This window comes from Streptomyces caeruleatus, assembly GCF_001514235.1.
Lineage (GTDB): Bacteria > Actinomycetota > Actinomycetes > Streptomycetales > Streptomycetaceae > Streptomyces > Streptomyces caeruleatus.
In genome coordinates, this window is sequence record NZ_KQ948926.1 from 643,383 (window position 1) to 659,684 (window position 16,302).

A 16,302-nucleotide genomic window follows, 5' to 3' on the forward strand; every position below is an offset into this window, starting at 1 on the left:
TTATGTGAGTCTCAGTTCCCGCTCGACGAGCCCAGCGTCAGCGAGATCCGGACCTCTTTGCCGCCCCGTTCCAAGGTCAGCTCCAGCCGGTCGCCGGGGCGGTGGGCACGGGTCTTGACGATGAGTTCCTCGCCGGAGTGGACGCGCTGGCCGTCGACCTCGGTGATGACGTCGCCCGGCTTGATGCCGGCCTTGTCGCCGGGGCCGCCGTCGGCGACCGCTGAGCCGCCGCCGCTGCCCTTGGTGCCGACGCGGGCTCCGTCGCCGGTGTAGTCCATGTCGAGGGTGACGCCGATGACCGGGTGGGTCGCCCTGCCGGTGTTGATCAGCTCCTCGGCGACCCGCTTGGCCTGGTTGACCGGGATGGCGAAGCCGAGGCCGATGGAGCCGGCCTGGCCGCCGTCGAGGTCGGAGCCGCTGTCGGCGGAACGGATCGCGGAGTTGATGCCGACGACCCGGGCCCGGGCGTCGAGGAGCGGGCCTCCGGAGTTGCCGGGGTTGATGGGCGCGTCGGTCTGCAAGGCGTCCACGTACGACACGTCGCTCCCGTCGCCGCTCTCGCCGCCGGCCGTGATGGGCCGCTCCTTGGCGCTGATGATGCCGGAGGTGACGGTGCCCGCCAGGTCGAACGGGGCGCCGATGGCGACGACCGGGTCACCGACCTGGACGTTGTCGGAGTTGCCGAGCGGCAGGGGCTTGAGGCCGCTGACGCCGGTGACCTTGACGACGGCGAGGTCGTAGCCGCTGTCGCGGCCGACGACGGTGGCCTTGGCGGTGTCCCCGCTGTGGAAGGTCACCGATATCTCGCCGTCGTCGCCCGCGGGTTCGACGACGTGGTTGTTGGTGAGGATGTGACCGCGGTCGTCGAGCACGAACCCGGTACCGGTGCCCTGTTCGTCGCTCCCGCTGACATGCAGGGTCACGACGCTGGGCAGCGCCCGCGCGGCGATCCCGGCGACACTGTCCGGCGACCGCCCGGCGGGCTCGGCACCGGCCTGGGGCAGCTCGACGTCCCCCACCCCGCCGTTGCGCTCCAGATACGCCCCCACGGCCCCGCCGACGCCGCCGGAGACGAGCGCGAGCAGCACGGCGCCGACGAGGAGCACCTTCCTCCCCCGCTTGTGCCGCTGCTCCTGGGTGGTGACGGCGGCGCCGTTCTGCTGAAGGGGCGCCCCGGGGCGGGCCTCGCGCGACCAGGGGTCGTAGTTCTGCCAGGGGTTGGCGGGGGGCGGGGCTTCCGCGTAGGCGGGGGGCGGGACCTCGGCGTAGGCGGGGGCCGGGGTGGCTCGGGCGGGGGCGTCGGGGGCGGAGAGCCCCGTCTGGGCGGGGATGCCGGGGGCCGGGGTCGGGGTCGGGGTCGGGACGGAGGCGGGTTCGGCGGTCGCCAGGGCCGGAATCGGGGTCGGGGTCGGGACAGGGGCGGGTTCGGCGGTCGCCAGGGCCGGTGCCTGTGCCTGGGCCGGGGCCGCAGCCGGGGCCGGGGCCGGGGCCGGGGCCGCAGCCTGGGGCATCGACGGTGCAGGCGTGCCGGGCACCGGCGCGGGCGCGGGCGCGCCATGGGTCGGTGGTGGCGGCGCCGGTACGGCCGTCCCGTGCGCAGGCGTGGTCGCCGGGTGCTGGACCGGTGGGGCGGGGGCCCAGGGGCCGGGCTCACCGTAGGGCGGGGTGCTGTAGGGGTCGGGGTCGTGCAGGGGCTTGGGGCGGGCGTCGCCGGGGTCTGCGGGGGCAGAGGCAGCGGGGGCGGGCGCAGCGGTGACAGGGGCGGCGGGAGCTGAGGGGGCAGGAACAGCGGAGGCGGGGACGGGGGCAGCGTCACCCGCTGACAGGACGGGGGCCTCAGGCGCCCCGGCCGGTCGCGCCAGCTCGAAGTCGCCCTCGGGCAGCACCGGGCCACCGGTCGCCGCGCTCGCCCTGGGGCGCGCCAGCTCGAAGTCACCGCCGTCCGAAGCCCCGTCGCCGACCGTGCCCACCGCGGGCCGCGCCAGCTCGAAGTCACCGTCCGTGTCGTGGGCCGTGTCACCGGCCCGGACCCGCTCACCGGCGTCTTCAGGTGCCGCCGATACGGCCGGCCCTGCCCCGCTCGACTCGTCCGGCGTCGGTGCCACCCCGTCCGCCTGGCCCGAAGGTCCCTGCGGTCTGGGGCGGTTCCACCACTTCGCCTTCGCGGGCTTCCCCTCGTTCATGCTCTGCTTCCTGCTCGCTGCTGACCGTGGCTCGAGTAGGACGCTTCGCTCCGGGCCGCGTCCGCACGGAGAACCGAACGGCGCCGCGTCGGCGGAGGCGGACGCGGGTGACCCTGGTTTCACGGCAGGCCGCCACCGGGAACGCCCGGAACCCGAATGCCTACTCGACTCTGCGCTGTCGCACTCGAGTTCCCTCAGGAAACCGGGCGACCCCGTCCTACCTCCCCCATCCGGCACGCGGCGTCAACGGCGGCCGCGGTTTTTCGACTCCGCGCCCGGCCCACCGGCACGGCGCGCGGCCCACCCCCGGATTCAACCAGGTTCGTGGGCCGCTGCGCAGAGGCCGGGTCAGCGGCCGGTGGCCGAAGAGGTGGAGGGGGAGGAGGTCGCGTCGGGGACGGGTGCGGCGAGCAGGTCGGGAGTGGTGGTGATTCCGGGGGTCGTCGACCACGCCGTCAGGGCGAGCGGCGGGTTCGCGCTGAGCGGGCGTATCAGCGGGGACATGGCGGCCGCGCCGGCCACCACGGGCGCTGTCAGGGTGTGCAGGTCCGCGTCGACGGGCTGGGCCGGCATACCGGGCAGGAGCGGCGCCGACACCTCGGTCGGGGCCACCGGGGTGTCGGAGGTTCCCTGGCCCTGCGCGAGGAGCGGGCCGACCGCGCGGCGGCGCTGGTTCTCGGCTGTCGTCGCGGCGCCGGCGCCCTGGGTCCGGGCCGGTGTCACATTGCTGCCGCCCGAGCCGCCGCGGGCCTCCGCGTCGGTCGGCGCGCTCGATGTGACACCGCCCAGCGCGATGGCGGCCAGCGAGACCGCGCCCGCCGCGACGAACGCGAACCGCATCCGGGAGGACGCGGAGCGGTCGGCGTCCTGACGGCCCACGGGGTGGGTACGGAAGCCGCTGCCGGTGGCGGGAAGCGCGGAGCCGTGCGAACGGGAGGGGACATAGCCGAACTCGAAGCGGTCGCCGCGCTTCATGCCGAAGGTTCCGGAGGCGCCGGGTCGTCCGGACAGTCCGCCGAATCCGCCCCCGCCGAGCGGCGAGCCGCCGCCGTCCAGATCACCTCCCCCGGGGAGCCCCTGAAGACGGGCCAGGAAACTCTCGGAGGGAGGCGGCGGGGCCGCCTCCGCGAAGACGTTCTTCAGCCGGCGCTGGGCGTCGACCTCGGACTTGCACCGGGCACAGGTCGCCAGGTGCGCCAGGACACGCTCACGCGTCTCATGACCGAGCTCTCCGTCGACGAGGGCGGAGAGTCGGTCGCCAAGGTGCTGCTCGGCGAGGAGCCGTTCAGCCGGGTTGGGTCGGGAGCCATTCACGCGGTCGCGCCCCCTCCCCCCAGAGCGGCCACACGCGGCACGAAGGAGCGACGCTCGGCGCGCGCCTCCGGCGAGCGGTGGGCGAGGGCCTTGCGCAGCTGCGAGCGACCGCGGTGGATCCGGGACCGGACGGTGCCGAGCTTGACGCCCAGGGTCGCGGCGATCTCCTCGTACGACAGTCCTTCGATGTCGCACAGGACGACCGCGGCGCGGAACTCGGGCGCGAGCGTGTCGAGGGCCTGCTGGACGTCGGCGTCGAAGTGCGCGTCGTTGAAGACCTGCTGGGGCGTGGGCTCCTTGCTGGGCAGCCGCTCGGCCGCGTCGTCGCCCAGGGCGTCGAAGCGGATGCGCTGCTTGCGGCGGACCATGTCCAGGAACAGGTTCGTGGTGATGCGGTGCAGCCAGCCCTCGAAGGTGCCCGGCGTGTACGTCGACAGGGAGCGGAAGACGCGGACGAATACTTCCTGCGTCAGGTCCTCGGCGTCGTGCTGGTTGCCGGTGAGGCGGTACGCCAGTCGGTAGACGCGACCGCTGTGCGTGCTGACGATCTCCTCCCAGGTGGGCGGAGTCCACGCCTGCCCGTCCGCGTCGGTGGAGAAGGTCGCGGTCTGGGCGTAGTCGCCGGCGTGGCTGTGGTCAGCGGTGTTGTTCACGGATTTCGGCCTGCCCGCCGATCCGAGAAAGCGCCGCAGCACTCCTCCCCGATCCACAGGCGCAGCCGCACCTCCCCTATCGGCTCTGGTGGTGTCCAGTGGAGCCCCTACCATAGCCACCTCGCCCGTTAGCTCCGGATAAGCGGTTTTACGAGAATTTGATCTGGGCTGGCACGGCTGATGCGCGTGCGTCAGCACTTGCTCGCCGCCCCGCTCGTCATCGTGATCCAACTGTGTCCCCCCGGTCGTCTTCCCACCCCTCTAAACGCCCGGTCCCATCTGCGGGTTCCCGCCCGCAACGGATACAGTCACGCCCAGGCAACCACGGGGACAGGAGAGGGTCATTACCGGCAACCGGCAGACGAGCTGGGCGTTCGCCGACGCCTACGTCGCCGAGGACGAAGTCCTGCGCTGGGCCCGGGACCGGGCCCGTGAGGCGGGACTGCGCTCGGTGTCGCCCGGCACGGGCGCCGCGCTGCGACTGCTGGCCGCCTCCGTGGACGCGAAGGCGGTGGCGGAGATCGGCACCGGCACCGGCGTCTCCGGTATCCACCTCCTGCACGGCATGCGCCCCGACGGCGTCCTGACGACCGTCGATCCCGAGCCCGAGCACCAGCAGTTCGCCCGCCAGGCCTTCCGCGCCTCCGGCTTCGCCAGCAACCGCGCCCGTTTCATCCCGGGCCGCGCCCTGGACGTCCTGCCCCGCCTCGCGGACGCCGGTTACGACCTCGTCTTCTGTGACGGCGACCGACTGGAGTTTCTCGACTATCTCGCTGAATCGTTGCGTCTGCTGCGTCCGGGTGGCCTCGTCGTCTTCGAGGGCGTCTTCGCCAACGGCCGCACGGTCGACTCGGGCCCCCAGCCCACCGAGGTCATACGCATCCGGGAGCTGCTGCGCGCGGTGCGCGAGAGCCAGGAGCTGGTGCCGTCGCTGCTGCCGGTCGGGGACGGCCTGCTGTGCGCGGTCAAACGCTGACCGCGGGGAAAGCAGCGACCCCGGCACCATGTGCGATGCCGGGGTCGCCGAAAAGGTAGGGTCGCTGCCGCGTCAGCCGACGACCTTCTTGAGGGCGTCGCCGAGCGCGTCGGCCTCGTCAGGGGTCAACTCGACGACGAGCCGACCGCCGCCTTCGAGCGGAACGCGCATGACGATGCCCCGCCCCTCCTTGGTCACCTCGAGCGGGCCATCGCCCGTCCGCGGCTTCATGGCCGCCATGCTCGTTCCCCTTCCTGAAACCAGCTCATCGTCAAAGCCGACGGCCCCATGGGAGGGCACGTGTGTCTGGCATGAGACACGCGACACCGGCATCGAACACATTGCTTCCAAGCCATTATCCCGCATCTCAGGACCCGATGACCAACATCAGTCGGCATCGCTTGGGCAACGCGCGCGAGCAAAACCACTCAATTCGGCGATGTGACTGCGATACTGCGCCACCGCACTCGCTTCCGCCGAACGGAACCGGACACGAATTCTTTGACGCAGGTCACACGTCCGGTCAGGCCCGTTGTCGGTGATCTCCGCCATGCTGTCCTTCAGACAGGCGCGTACCGACCAGTACGCCCAAGCCACGACAGCGGAGGGGACACCCCATGGCCGACACCGTGCTCTACGAAGTGAGCGACGGACTCGCGACGATCACGCTGAACCGCCCCGAGGCGATGAACGCGCTGAATGTCGAGACCAAGGTCGCCCTGCGGGACGCGGTTCGCTCCGCGGCGGACGACAGCGCCGTGCGCGCGGTGCTGCTGACCGCTGCCGGGGACCGGTCCTTCTGTGTGGGACAGGACCTCAAGGAGCACATCGGGCTGCTGCTGACGGACCGGGAGACCGGGTCCCGGCAGACGATGAGTACGGTGCGGGAGCACTACAACCCGATCACGCGGGCGCTGACCGAGATGCGCAAGCCCGTGGTGGCCGGGGTGAACGGGGTCGCTGCCGGGGCGGGCTTCGGTTTCGCGCTGGCCGCGGACTACCGGGTCGTGGCCGACACGGCTGCCTTCAACACGTCGTTCGCGGGGGTGGCGCTGACCGCCGACTCCGGGATCTCGTGGACGCTGCCGCGGGTGGTCGGGCCCGGTCGCGCCGCTGACCTGCTGCTCTTCCCTCGGAACATCAAGGCGCAGGAGGCGTACGAGCTGGGGATCGCGAACCGGGTCGTGCCCTCGGCCGACCTGCGCGCGGAGGCCGAGAAGGTGGCGCGGGCGTTGGCGGAGGGGCCGACGGTGGCGTACGGGGCGATCAAGGAAGCCGTCGCGTTCGGGATGTCGCACTCCCTGGAGGAGACCTTGGAGAAGGAGGACGAGCTGCAGACTCGGGCGGGGTCTTCCGAGGACCATGCGATTGCGGTGCAGGCGTTCGTGAACAAGGAGAAGCCCAAGTATTTGGGCCGGTGAGCGTGGGGCTGCAGCCCCGCGCCCCTAAAGGGCGCTTCTCGCGACGCACGTCTCCAAGTGGTCGTCCACCAGGCCGCACGCCTGCATCAGGGCGTATGCCGTCGTCGGGCCCACGAAGCGCAGGCCCCTCTTCTTGAGGGCCTTGGACAGGGCCGTCGACTCGGGTGTGACCGCGGGGACGTCAGCGAGCGTCCTCGGGGCCGGACGAGTCGACGGGTCCGGGGCGTGGGACCAGATCAGTTCGTCCAGGTCGCCCGGGGTCCAGTCGGCCAGTGCGCGGGCGTTGGCGAGGGTCGCGTCGATCTTGGCCCGGTTGCGGATGATGCCCTCGTCGGCGAGGAGACGGTCCCGGTCGGTGTCCGTGAAGGTCGCGACCTTGGCGATCTCGAAGCCCGCGAAGGCGGCGCGGAAGCCTTCGCGGCGGCGCAGGATCGTGATCCAGGACAGGCCCGACTGGAAGGCCTCCAGGCTGAGGCGTTCGAACAGGGCGTCGCCGCCGTGGACCGGGCGGCCCCACTCCTCGTCGTGGTACGCGACGTAGTCCGGGGTGGACAGGGCCCACGGGCAGCGCAGGGCGCCGTCCGGTCCGGCGAGGGCCGTGCCGTCGCTCACTGCTGGTCCTCCTGCGCGGGCTTCTCCATCGACACATGACCGGTCGAGGCCTGCGCGCCGGACAGCGCGGACTCCAGGTCGGCGATCCGGGCGTCGCGCTCGGCGAGCTCGGCGGCGAGGCGGCTGAGGGCGTCGTCGACGTCGGACATGCGGTAGCCCCGGGCGGCGAGCGGGAAGCGGAGGCTGTCGATGTCCGCGCGGTCGAGCGGGCGGTCCAGCGGCAGCAGGTCCTGGAGCCGCTCCGGCGCGGCCTCCGGCAGCGGACCGTCGCCCTCGCCGCCGCCCACCACGGCGAGTGTCACCGCGGCGACCACCACGGCCAGCGCGATGACCAGGAACAAGAACATAACCATCGCGGCGGCCCCCACGGTCGGTGCAGTCGGTGAATACGAGCGGTCGGATCTGTCAGTGTCCGATCGTGCCATGCGACTCTGACAGTTAGGGTCGCAGGCGGCCGAAAGGCCAGGACATGCCAGGACACACAGGGAGAGGTCACAGGGGATGCTCAGGCTGGGCAGGCGTGAGTTCGACACGCACGAGCCGGTGATCATGGCGATCGTGAACCGGACCCCGGACTCCTTCTACGACCAAGGGGCGACGTTCCGGGACGAGCCGGCCCTCGCGCGCGTGGAGCAGGCCGTGGCGGAGGGTGCCGCGATCATCGACATCGGTGGGGTGAAGGCCGGCCCGGGCGAAGAGGTGACCGCCGAGGAGGAGGCGCGGCGGACGGTCGGCTTCGTGGCGGAGGTGCGGCGGCGCTTCCCGGATGTCGTGATCAGCGTGGACACCTGGCGGGCCGAGGTGGGGGCGGCGGTGTGCGAGGCGGGGGCGGATCTGCTGAACGACGCGTGGGGTGGGGTGGATCCCGGGCTCGCGGAGGTCGCCGCGCGCTACGGGGTGGGGCTGGTGTGTACGCATGCCGGGGGTGCGGAGCCTCGGACTCGGCCGCATCGGGTGGCGTACGACGACGTCATGGCCGACATTCTCCGGGTGACCGTGGGACTCGCGGAGCGGGCGTTGGAGCTGGGGGTGCCGCGGGAGTCGATTCTGATCGATCCGGGGCATGACTTCGGGAAGAACACCCGGCACAGTCTCGAGGCGACCCGTCGGCTCGGGGAGATGGTGTCCACGGGATGGCCGGTGTTGGTGTCGCTGTCCAACAAGGACTTCGTCGGGGAGACGTTGGACAAGCCGGTGAAGGAGCGGGTGGTGGGGACGCTGGCGACGACCGCGGTGTCGGCGTGGCTGGGGGCGCAGGTGTACCGGGTGCACGAGGTGGCGGAGACGCGGCAGGTGTTGGACATGGTGGCGTCGATCGCCGGGCATCGGGCTCCCGCGGTGGCCCGGCGGGGGCTGGCCTAGCGTTTCCTCGCCCCCGCCGCCCCTACCCGTCCCGTCCCTGGGGGCTGCGCCCCCAGACCCCCGCTTCGGCCCTTCGGGCCTCGTCCTCAAACGCCGGACGGGCTGAAGATGCCCGGCGCTAGCGTCCCGCCTCCTTCGACACCAGGGCCACCGCCTCGTCCACGTCGTCCGTGACGTGGAACAGGAGGAGGTCCTTTTCCGAGGCCTTGCCCTGGGCGATGAGGGTGTTCTTGAGCCAGTCGACCAGGCCGCCCCAGTACTCGCTGCCGAAGAGGACGATCGGGAAGCGGGTGACCTTCTGGGTCTGGACGAGGGTGAGGGCCTCGAAGAGTTCGTCGAGGGTGCCGAGGCCGCCGGGGAGGACCACGAAGCCCTGGGCGTACTTGACGAACATCATCTTGCGCACGAAGAAGTACCGGAAGTTCAGGCCGATGTCGACGTACGGGTTGAGGCCCTGCTCGAAGGGCAGTTCGATGCCGAGGCCGACCGAGACTCCGCCCGCCTCGCAGGCGCCCTTGTTCGCGGCCTCCATGGCGCCGGGGCCACCACCGGTGATCACCGCGAAGCCGGCCTCGACCAGGCCTCGGCCGAGGCGGACTCCGGCGTCGTACTCGGGAGAGTCGGCCGGTGTGCGGGCCGAGCCGAAGACGCTGATCGCCGCCGGGAGTTCGGCGAGGGTGCCGAAGCCCTCGATGAACTCCGACTGGATGCGCAGGACCCGCCAGGGGTCGGTGTGGACCCAGTCGGAGGGCCCGCCCGCGTCCAGCAGCCGCTGGTCGGTCGTGCTCGCCGTCACCTGGTCCCGCCTGCGCAGAACCGGTCCCAACCGCTGCTCCGACGGTGGCTGCTTCTTCCCCTCGGGGTTGCCGGTAGCCATGTGCGCTCCCTCCGCTGCGGGGCCTGCGAGTGTTGCAGGTCGTTCCACCTCAGCGTAGATCCACGTGGGTTACGGACGGGGGACGTGAGCATGACTGCCGTGAAGCGCCGCCCCGGCGCACCGCGGCGGCGCCCGGCTGCCACGCGCCACTACGCCGTGAGCCAGGCCTTCAGCCGCTGCTCCCCCGCGAGGATCTTCGCCGTGTCCACACGCTCGTCCCGCTTGTGCGCCAAGTGCGGGTTGCCGGGGCCGTAGTTGACCGCCGGGATACCCAGGGAGGAGAAGCGGGAGACGTCCGTCCAGCCGTACTTGGGGCGCGCGGTGCCCCCGACCGCCGCCATGAACGCCGCGGCCGCCGGGTGGGACAGGCCCGGCAGCGCGCCGCCGCTGTGGTCGTCCACCACGAACTCCTCCACGCCGCAGTCGGCGAAGACCTCGCGGACGTGCGCGACGGCCTCCTCCTCGGTGCGGTCCGGCGCGTAGCGGAAGTTGACGGTCACCACGCACTCGTCGGGGATGACGTTGCCGGCCACGCCGCCCTTGATGCCGACCGCGTTCAGGCCCTCGCGGTACTCCAGGCCGTCGATCACCGGGTAACGCGGTTCGTACGAGGCCAGGCGGGCCAGGATCGGGGCCGCCGCGTGGATCGCGTTCGAGCCCATCCAACTGCGCGCCGAGTGGGCGCGCTCGCCGGTGGTCTTGAGGAGCACCCGGAGCGTGCCCTGGCAGCCGCCCTCGACCTCGCCGTCCGACGGCTCCAGGAGCACCGCGAAGTCGCCCTCCAGCCACTCGGGGCGGGCCTCGGCGATGTGCTTGAGGCCGTTGAGGTCCGCGGTCACCTCCTCGTTGTCGTAGAAGACGAAGGTCAGGTCGCGGTTGGGGGCCGGGACCGTCGCGGCGATACGGAGCTGGACCGCGACGCCCGACTTCATGTCGCAGGTCCCGCAGCCCCACAGCACGCCGTCCTCGTCCAGCCTCGACGGGACGTTGTCCGCGATCGGCACCGTGTCGATGTGCCCGGCCAGGATCACGCGCTCCGGGCGCCCCAGGTTCGTCCGCGCCACGACGTTGTTGCCGTACCGGTCGACCGTCAGGTGCGGCAGGGCGCGCAGGGCGGTCTCGACGGCGTCCGCGAGGGGCTGCTCGGTGCCGCTGACGGAGGGGAAGTCGACGAGCTGCGCGGTGAGCTTCGCGGCGTCCAGCGTGAGGTCAAGGGAGGTGTCGGCCATGGCTCCGACCCTAACCCGCCGGGCCCTCACCTCACTTTTCCCACCGATTCTCAACTACGCCAATACCCCTCAGTAACCTCAGCTACCTTGTAGGGCGTGCCAAAGCCGTCACCCTCTCCGAAACGCCGTCGCCGTGGCCGCCTCCTCCGTCGCGGGGCGGCCTTCGTGGTCCTGCTCGCCGTCGCGGGGTATCTCGCGGTGCAGTACGTCACCGGCGGCACGGGCACACCGGGCTGCGAGGTCGTCTCGGGCAAGGCCGACGGGGCGCGGTACGAGTTCACGCCGGAGCAGGCGGTGAACGCGGCGACCATCGCCGCCGTCGGCACCGGCCGCGGGCTGCCCGAGCGGGCCGTGACGATCGCGCTCGCCACCGCGCTCCAGGAGTCGGGGCTGCGCAACATCGGCCATGGCGACCGTGACTCGCTGGGCCTGTTCCAGCAGCGGCCCTCGCAGGGCTGGGGCACCGAGAAGCAGATCCAGGACCCGATCTACTCGGCGGGCATCTTCTACGAGCACCTGGTCAAGGTCCGTGGCTACACGCAGTTGCCGCTCACCGTCGCCGCCCAGCGCGTCCAGCGCAGCGGCTTCCCGGAGGCGTACGCCAAGCACGAGCCGGACGCGACGCTGCTCGCCGCGGCCCTCACCGGGCGTTCGGCGGCCACGCTGACCTGCGAGGGCCGTCCGGGTGCCACGCGGACCTCGGGTCCGGACGCCGTACGGGCGGCGCTCGTACGGGACTTCGGGCAGGACGCGCTCCAGTCGGCCGGGGCCGAGGTGGGCGACCGGAAGGCCACGCCCTCGCCCACTCCCACGGTGATCCAGCGCGACGGGCAGACCGTGCTGCTGCCGGTGACCGGCGGCTCGGGTTCCGGTGCGGGGCGCGGGGTCCGTGAGCGCGGCTGGCAGTTGGCCCACTGGGCCGTGGCCAACGCCTCCGATCTGCACATCAAGCGGGTCGCGTACGCCGGCCGGGAGTGGACCGCCGGGAACACCGACAGCCAGTGGCGGGCGACCGCGGCGTCGGGTTCCTCGGGGGCGGAGAGCGGGCTGGACTCGGTCCGGATCGTGACGACCCACTAGGACCTGCCGGTCACGCGAGCCTGTCGTCGTACGCGCGAGGTACGCGCGGGCCGTACGCGCAGGAGTTCGGCGGCTCACTCGTGAGGATCACCCGAGGTGTCGGCCGGCGATGGTGTGGGCAGGTTTCCGCGCGGTCACCCCGGTATCCGTAAAAGCCCTTGGGAATCAAGGGCTGTAAGGATTCCGCAGGCTTTCCGGCGAGGATCTTTTTGCCCGTATTTATCCGCAGGCGATAATGCGACGCATTGCCAACTCTTTACGTTGCGCCGCCGCAACCTTCACGGGCTTCGAGCGGTAGTCACTGCGTCCGAGCCCGGAGATCAACAGCCAGTCGGTCAACTGCCGGGTGCGGTCGGACACTTCATCGTTCTCATCCGACATACCCGTCGAAGGAGCATCATGTCCCTCCCCCTGACCCGCCGGATCGCCCGTGCCGCGCTGATCGTCGCTGCGGGAGCGGCTGCCGGGGTCGGTGCGGCCGGCTCCGCCAGCGCGGCCCCCGAACTGCCCGACGCCACCAAGGTCGGCGGGCTGACCGCCCTGGACGGCGCGAGCGTCGTCGACGGCGCGGCCACCAACGCCACCGGGATCGCGGGTGGCGCCGTCGACACGGCCGTCGACGGCGCGCTGCCGACCGCCACGAAGGCCGGCGACAAGGTGACCAAGACCGGCGGCAAGGCCGCGAAGAAGGCCGTGCCGACCGCGACGAAGGCCGGCGGCAAGGTCGCCAAGAAGGCGACGCCCGCGGCGCAGCAGACCGCCGGCGGTGTGGCCGGGTCGGTCGGGTCCGTCCTCGGCGAGGCGGCCGGTACGGCCACGCAGGGCGGCGTGCCGGCGACCGGTTCGCTGCCGGTGCAGGGTCTGCCCCTCAGCTGACGCTCGGCTGACGCCTGGTCCGAGCCGGCGGGGCCCAGGGAGTTCCCTGGGCCCCGTCGGCTTTTTGCCTGCCTGGGGTGCTACGTCAAGCGCTGTACCGCTGCCCGTACCCGTTCGTCCGTCGCCGTGAAGGCCACGCGTACGTGCTGGGCGCCGGCCTCGCCGTAGAAGTCGCCCGGGGCCACCAGGATGCCGAGGTCGGCCAGGGCGGAGACGGTGGTCCAGCAGGACTCGCCCTTGGTGGCCCAGAGGTAGAGGCTGGCCTCGCTGTGTTCGATGCGGAAGCCGTGCGACTCCAGGGCCGCCCGCAGGGCGTCGCGGCGGGCGGCGTAGCGGTCGCGCTGGACGCGGACGTGTTCGTCGTCGCCCAGGGCCGCGACGACGGCCGCCTGGGTGGGCGCGGACGTCATCATGCCGCCGTGCTTGCGGATCTGGAGGAGGGGGCCGAGCACATCCGGGTCGCCGGCCAGGAACGCGGCGCGGTAGCCGGCCAGGTTGGAGCGCTTGGAGAGGCTGTGGACGGCGACGATGCCCTCGTACGAGCCGCCGTTCACGTCCGGGTGCAGGACCGAGACCGGGTCGGCGTCCCAGCCCAGCTCCAGGTAGCACTCGTCGGAGAAGACCAGGACGCCGTGCGAGCGGGCCCACGCCACGATCCGGGTGAGTTCCGGCTTGGCGAGGACCTTGCCCGTGGGGTTCGACGGCGAGTTCAGCCACAGGAGCTTCAGGCCCCGCGGGTCGAGCTCCGTCGGGTCGTCGTAGACCTCGTGGTCCGCGCGGGCCAGACGGGCGCCCACCTCGTACGTCGGGTACGCCAGCCGCGGGTGGGCCACCCGGTCGCCGGGGCCGAGGCCCAGCTGGGTGGGGAGCCAGGCGACGAGTTCCTTGGAGCCGACGATCGGCAGGACGTGCCGGTGGGTGACCTCGCGGGCGCCCAGGCGGCGCTCCACCCAGCCCGTGATCGCGTCCCGCAGCGCCGGGGTGCCCCAGACCGTCGGATAGCCCGGGGAGTCCGCCGCGTCGATCAGGGCCTTCTGGATCAGCTCGGGGACCGGGTCGACCGGCGTGCCGACGGAGAGGTCGACGATGCCGTCCGGGTGCGCGGAGGCCGTCTTCTTGTACGGCTCCAGCTTGTCCCAGGGAAAGGTCGGAAGGCGGTCGGAGACTGCGGACACGGGATCTCGCTCACTTTCTGGTACTGCCGGATACGGCAACGCCCCGGTCCCGTACGGCGATCAAGGCGATCAGGCCGTACGGGACCGAGGCGGCACGCTGTGCGGGTCGCCGGTGGGGACTACTCGGCCTGCGGCGGCAGCGCGGCGATGAAGGGGTGATCCCGCTCGATCAGGCCCAGCTTGCTGGCGCCGCCGGGGGAGCCGAGCTCGTCGAAGAACTCGACGTTCGCCTTGTAGTAGTCCTTCCACTCCTCCGGAGTGTCGTCCTCGTAGAAGATCGCCTCGACCGGGCAGACCGGCTCACAAGCACCGCAGTCGACGCATTCGTCCGGGTGGATGTACAAGGACCGCTGGCCCTCGTAGATGCAGTCGACCGGGCACTCCTCGATGCACGCCTTGTCCTTGACGTCGACACAAGGCTGCGCGATGACGTAGGTCACGCTGTCGTTCCTCCTCGATAGGGCGCTGGCGGGCCTCCGCAGGCTCCGCCGCCTGGCGCGCGGGAGCGCGGCGTCGTCGATGCCCGCCCCTAGTATCTCCGTTCTTGGGCATGATCCGAACAGGAGGGGTGAACTGACCTGTGGAAATCTCTGCGACAGGGCGCCTTGAGGTCCGTATCACCGCTGCTGACGTGGGTAAACGGGTCTCCGTACGCCGCCTGAACGATCCTTTGGCGGCGGGTGAGAAATTCACCGACACGGTGGGTGTTCTCGCATCATGGGACGAAGGTGTGCTGCTGATCACACGGAAGAGTGGCGAGACCGTCCGCATCGCGGAATCGTCGCTGGTGGCGGGGAAGGTCGTGCCGGGCGCGCCGGCCCGTCGCCGGGGGCCCTCGGCCTCGTACGAGGAACTCGCGCATGTCTCCACGCGCGCGTGGCGGCCGGTGGAGAGCGAGATGCTCGGCGCGTGGGAGCTGCGGGCCGCGTCCGGGTTCACCCGGCGGGCCAACTCGGTGCTGCCGCTCGGCGACCCCGGGATGCCGCTGCCGGACGCGCTCGATGTCGTACGGCGCTGGTACGGCGAGCGGGGGCTCCCCGCCTATGTCCAGACCGCCACCGGGGCCGAGGGCACGCAGGAGCTGCTGTGCGCGGAGCTGGAGCGGCTCGGGTGGGTGCGGGAGGTCTCCGCCGAGATGTGGATCGGGGCGCTGGCGCCGGTCGCCGACCGGGGCGAGGACGCCGGGGTGGTGCTGTCCCGGGAGGCGGACGAGGCCTGGCTCGCGCGGTATCAGCGCAAGGGGGTGAGCGAGGTGGCCCTGAAGGTGCTGGGCAGTGGGCCGTCGGTGTGGTTCGCGACGGTTCCCGGTGCGGGAGGCGGTGCGCCCGCCGCCATCGGACGGTGTGTCGTGGACGGGCGGTGGGCCGGGTTCGCCGCCGTGGAGGTCGATCCGGCGCTGCGCCGGCAGGGGCTGGCGACCCGGGTGATGACCGCGCTCGCGCGGCGGGCACTCGACGAGGGGGCGTCGGCGGCGTGGTTGCAGGTCGAGGCGGAGAACGTGGGGGCGCGGGAGATGTACGCCGGGATGGGGTTCGGCGCGCATCACTCGTATCACCACTACCGATCAGCTTGATCAGCCGCGTTCGATCAGTGTGAGCAGCGGTACGGATCGTCGTGAAAGGGCACTAGCCGGCTATGCGTCCCCCCTACCCCCCGCCGCCCGAACGCTCCGCCGAACTGCGGCGGCGGTTCGCCGAAGAGGCACGGTCCGAGCGGCCCGATCTGTCCCTGCTCTGTCTGCTGGTGGGCGCCGAGGCGGACGGGGAGCTGGACGAGGCGGGGATGGACGCGGCGCAGGTGGAGCTGGACTCGCTGGCGGGGCAGCTGCCGTTCCGGCCCGGGGGGCCGCGGGCGTGGGCTGTCGCCCTGCGGGAGCTGCTCGGGGAGCGGTACGGGTTCCGGGGCTCGGCCGCGGACTACCAGCGGCTGGAGTCGTCGTTGCTGCACCAGGTGCTGGTGCGGCGGCGGGGGCTGCCGATCCTGTTGTCGGTGCTGTGGATGGAGGTGGCGCGGCGGGCGGGGGCGCCGGTGTACGGGGTCGCTCTGCCGGGGCACTTCGTCGTCGGGTTCGGGCCGGCTGAGGAGCAGGTGCTGGCCGATCCGTTCGACGGGGGGCGGGTGCTGACCGGGGGCGATGCGGAGTTGCTGGTGGCGGGGGCGACGGGGGCGGCGCTGGAGCCGTCGATGTTGGCGCCGGCCGATCCGTTGGATGTGGTGTCGCGGATTCTGAACAACGTCCGGGCGTGGGCCGCGGCTCGGCCCGAGCGGACGGATGTGGCGCTGTGGGCCGTGGAGTTGTCGTTGGCGTTGCCTTCGCATCCGGCTCGGTTGCGGGTTGAGCGGGCGCGGTTGCTTGTTCAGCGGGGTGACTTCGTCGATGGGGCCGTGGGGTTGGAGGAGTACGCGGAGTTGATCAGCGGGGTGGATGAGGGGGCGGCTGAGCGGGTGCGGGGGGAGGCTCGGGCTGCTCGGGCGATGTTGAACTGACGGTGCGCCCAGGCGCCGTAGGGGGTTCGGTGGGTGGGCGGGGTGCCGGTACGTCGT

Annotated in this window: 18 protein-coding genes; 7 read left to right on the plus strand and 11 right to left on the minus strand. The window is 72.0% G+C overall.

Annotated features, from left to right (window positions below; all coding sequences use genetic code 11):
- Positions 1-11 precede the first annotated feature (11 nt).
- From AQJ67_RS11710 to sigE, 3 genes are all read right to left on the minus strand, one after another.
- Positions 12-2,183 carry a S1C family serine protease gene (locus AQJ67_RS11710; protein WP_062718194.1) on the minus strand — a complete coding sequence of 724 codons (2,172 nt, stop codon included), beginning with the start codon at positions 2,181-2,183 and terminating at the stop codon, positions 12-14.
- A gap of 348 nt (positions 2,184-2,531) precedes the next feature.
- Positions 2,532-3,497: an anti-sigma factor family protein gene (locus tag AQJ67_RS11715; protein ID WP_062718197.1), complete on the minus strand. Its 966-nt coding sequence runs from the start codon at positions 3,495-3,497 to the stop codon at positions 2,532-2,534.
- The gene (gene sigE, locus AQJ67_RS11720) at positions 3,494-4,192 is read right to left on the minus strand and encodes an RNA polymerase sigma factor SigE (protein WP_079055891.1); all 699 of its coding nucleotides are present in this window, start codon (positions 4,190-4,192) and stop codon (positions 3,494-3,496) included. The genes AQJ67_RS11715 and sigE overlap by 4 nt, the downstream gene beginning before the upstream one ends.
- Positions 4,193-4,427: 235 nt before the next feature.
- On the opposite strand from sigE, the gene AQJ67_RS11725 reads away from it, so the two are divergent.
- On the plus strand, positions 4,428-5,126 hold the full coding sequence (locus tag AQJ67_RS11725) for an O-methyltransferase (RefSeq protein ID WP_341846153.1): 699 nt from the start codon (positions 4,428-4,430) through the stop codon (positions 5,124-5,126).
- Positions 5,127-5,198: 72 nt separating this feature from the next.
- Here the strand turns inward: AQJ67_RS11725 and AQJ67_RS44985 are convergent, their stop codons facing one another.
- Both AQJ67_RS44985 and AQJ67_RS47605 read right to left on the minus strand, forming a co-directional pair.
- Entirely contained in the window at positions 5,199-5,366 is a 168-nt protein-coding gene (locus AQJ67_RS44985; protein WP_003966491.1) for a DUF3117 domain-containing protein, read from the minus strand.
- 147 nt (positions 5,367-5,513) lie between these two features.
- Positions 5,514-5,678 carry a hypothetical protein gene (locus AQJ67_RS47605; protein ID WP_159058755.1) on the minus strand — a complete coding sequence of 55 codons (165 nt, stop codon included), beginning with the start codon at positions 5,676-5,678 and terminating at the stop codon, positions 5,514-5,516.
- Positions 5,679-5,743: 65 nt separating this feature from the next.
- Here AQJ67_RS47605 and chcB point away from each other — a divergent pair, with 65 nt between their 5' ends.
- Positions 5,744-6,547 (plus strand): 2-cyclohexenylcarbonyl CoA isomerase, encoded by an 804-nt coding sequence (chcB, locus tag AQJ67_RS11730; RefSeq protein WP_062718203.1) that lies wholly within the window; start codon positions 5,744-5,746, stop codon positions 6,545-6,547.
- Between the two features lie 24 nt (positions 6,548-6,571).
- Here chcB and AQJ67_RS11735 read toward each other — a convergent pair whose 3' ends face one another.
- On the minus strand, positions 6,572-7,159 hold the full coding sequence (locus tag AQJ67_RS11735) for a DNA-3-methyladenine glycosylase I (protein ID WP_062718204.1): 588 nt from the start codon (positions 7,157-7,159) through the stop codon (positions 6,572-6,574).
- Positions 7,156-7,506 carry a DivIVA domain-containing protein gene (locus AQJ67_RS11740; protein ID WP_062718205.1) on the minus strand — a complete coding sequence of 117 codons (351 nt, stop codon included), beginning with the start codon at positions 7,504-7,506 and terminating at the stop codon, positions 7,156-7,158. Before AQJ67_RS11740 ends, AQJ67_RS11735 begins: the two co-directional genes overlap by 4 nt.
- 154 nt (positions 7,507-7,660) lie before the next feature.
- Here AQJ67_RS11740 and folP point away from each other — a divergent pair, with 154 nt between their 5' ends.
- On the plus strand, positions 7,661-8,521 hold the full coding sequence (folP, locus tag AQJ67_RS11745) for a dihydropteroate synthase (RefSeq protein ID WP_062718206.1): 861 nt from the start codon (positions 7,661-7,663) through the stop codon (positions 8,519-8,521).
- Positions 8,522-8,639: 118 nt separating this feature from the next.
- Here the strand turns inward: folP and AQJ67_RS11750 are convergent, their stop codons facing one another.
- Positions 8,640-9,398 (minus strand): LOG family protein, encoded by a 759-nt coding sequence (locus AQJ67_RS11750; RefSeq protein WP_062718208.1) that lies wholly within the window; start codon positions 9,396-9,398, stop codon positions 8,640-8,642.
- Positions 9,399-9,547: 149 nt separating this feature from the next.
- A complete protein-coding gene (gene dapE / locus AQJ67_RS11755; protein WP_062718210.1) occupies positions 9,548-10,627 on the minus strand; it encodes a succinyl-diaminopimelate desuccinylase in 1,080 nt (359 codons plus the stop codon).
- A gap of 96 nt (positions 10,628-10,723) precedes the next feature.
- On the opposite strand from dapE, the gene AQJ67_RS11760 reads away from it, so the two are divergent.
- Entirely contained in the window at positions 10,724-11,707 is a 984-nt protein-coding gene (locus tag AQJ67_RS11760) for a VldE C-terminal domain-containing protein (protein ID WP_107122848.1), read from the plus strand.
- A gap of 399 nt (positions 11,708-12,106) precedes the next feature.
- Entirely contained in the window at positions 12,107-12,583 is a 477-nt protein-coding gene (locus tag AQJ67_RS11765) for a hypothetical protein (protein WP_062718214.1), read from the plus strand.
- Positions 12,584-12,663: 80 nt separating this feature from the next.
- On the opposite strand, the gene AQJ67_RS11770 is transcribed toward AQJ67_RS11765, so the two are convergent.
- Positions 12,664-13,758 carry a bifunctional succinyldiaminopimelate transaminase/glutamate-prephenate aminotransferase gene (locus AQJ67_RS11770; RefSeq protein ID WP_062718216.1) on the minus strand — a complete coding sequence of 365 codons (1,095 nt, stop codon included), beginning with the start codon at positions 13,756-13,758 and terminating at the stop codon, positions 12,664-12,666.
- A 119-nt stretch (positions 13,759-13,877) separates the two neighbouring features.
- Entirely contained in the window at positions 13,878-14,198 is a 321-nt protein-coding gene (gene fdxA, locus AQJ67_RS11775) for a ferredoxin (RefSeq protein ID WP_030929316.1), read from the minus strand.
- A gap of 140 nt (positions 14,199-14,338) precedes the next feature.
- Between fdxA and AQJ67_RS11780 the strand changes: the two genes are divergently transcribed.
- The gene (locus AQJ67_RS11780; RefSeq protein ID WP_079055892.1) at positions 14,339-15,331 is read left to right on the plus strand and encodes a GNAT family N-acetyltransferase; all 993 of its coding nucleotides are present in this window, start codon (positions 14,339-14,341) and stop codon (positions 15,329-15,331) included.
- 62 nt (positions 15,332-15,393) lie between these two features.
- Positions 15,394-16,245, plus strand: a complete 852-nt coding sequence (locus AQJ67_RS11785; protein ID WP_062718220.1) for a transglutaminase family protein — start codon at positions 15,394-15,396, stop codon at positions 16,243-16,245.
- Positions 16,246-16,302 lie beyond the last annotated feature (57 nt).

Bases quoted from the DNA above. Each gene is read 5' to 3' on its own strand.
- AQJ67_RS11710 (WP_062718194.1), bottom strand. From the start codon at position 2,183: ATGAACGAGGGGAAGCCCGCGAAGGCGAAGTGGTGGAACCGCCCCAGA.
- AQJ67_RS44985 (WP_003966491.1), bottom strand. From the start codon at position 5,366: ATGGCGGCCATGAAGCCGCGGACGGGCGATGGCCCGCTCGAGGTGACC.
- AQJ67_RS47605 (WP_159058755.1), bottom strand. From the start codon at position 5,678: ATGGCGGAGATCACCGACAACGGGCCTGACCGGACGTGTGACCTGCGT.
- chcB (WP_062718203.1), top strand. From the start codon at position 5,744: ATGGCCGACACCGTGCTCTACGAAGTGAGCGACGGACTCGCGACGATC.
- AQJ67_RS11740 (WP_062718205.1), bottom strand. From the start codon at position 7,506: ATGTTCTTGTTCCTGGTCATCGCGCTGGCCGTGGTGGTCGCCGCGGTG.
- folP (WP_062718206.1), top strand. From the start codon at position 7,661: ATGCTCAGGCTGGGCAGGCGTGAGTTCGACACGCACGAGCCGGTGATC.
- AQJ67_RS11750 (WP_062718208.1), bottom strand. From the start codon at position 9,398: ATGGCTACCGGCAACCCCGAGGGGAAGAAGCAGCCACCGTCGGAGCAG.
- dapE (WP_062718210.1), bottom strand. From the start codon at position 10,627: ATGGCCGACACCTCCCTTGACCTCACGCTGGACGCCGCGAAGCTCACC.
- AQJ67_RS11765 (WP_062718214.1), top strand. From the start codon at position 12,107: ATGTCCCTCCCCCTGACCCGCCGGATCGCCCGTGCCGCGCTGATCGTC.
- AQJ67_RS11785 (WP_062718220.1), top strand. From the start codon at position 15,394: ATGCGTCCCCCCTACCCCCCGCCGCCCGAACGCTCCGCCGAACTGCGG.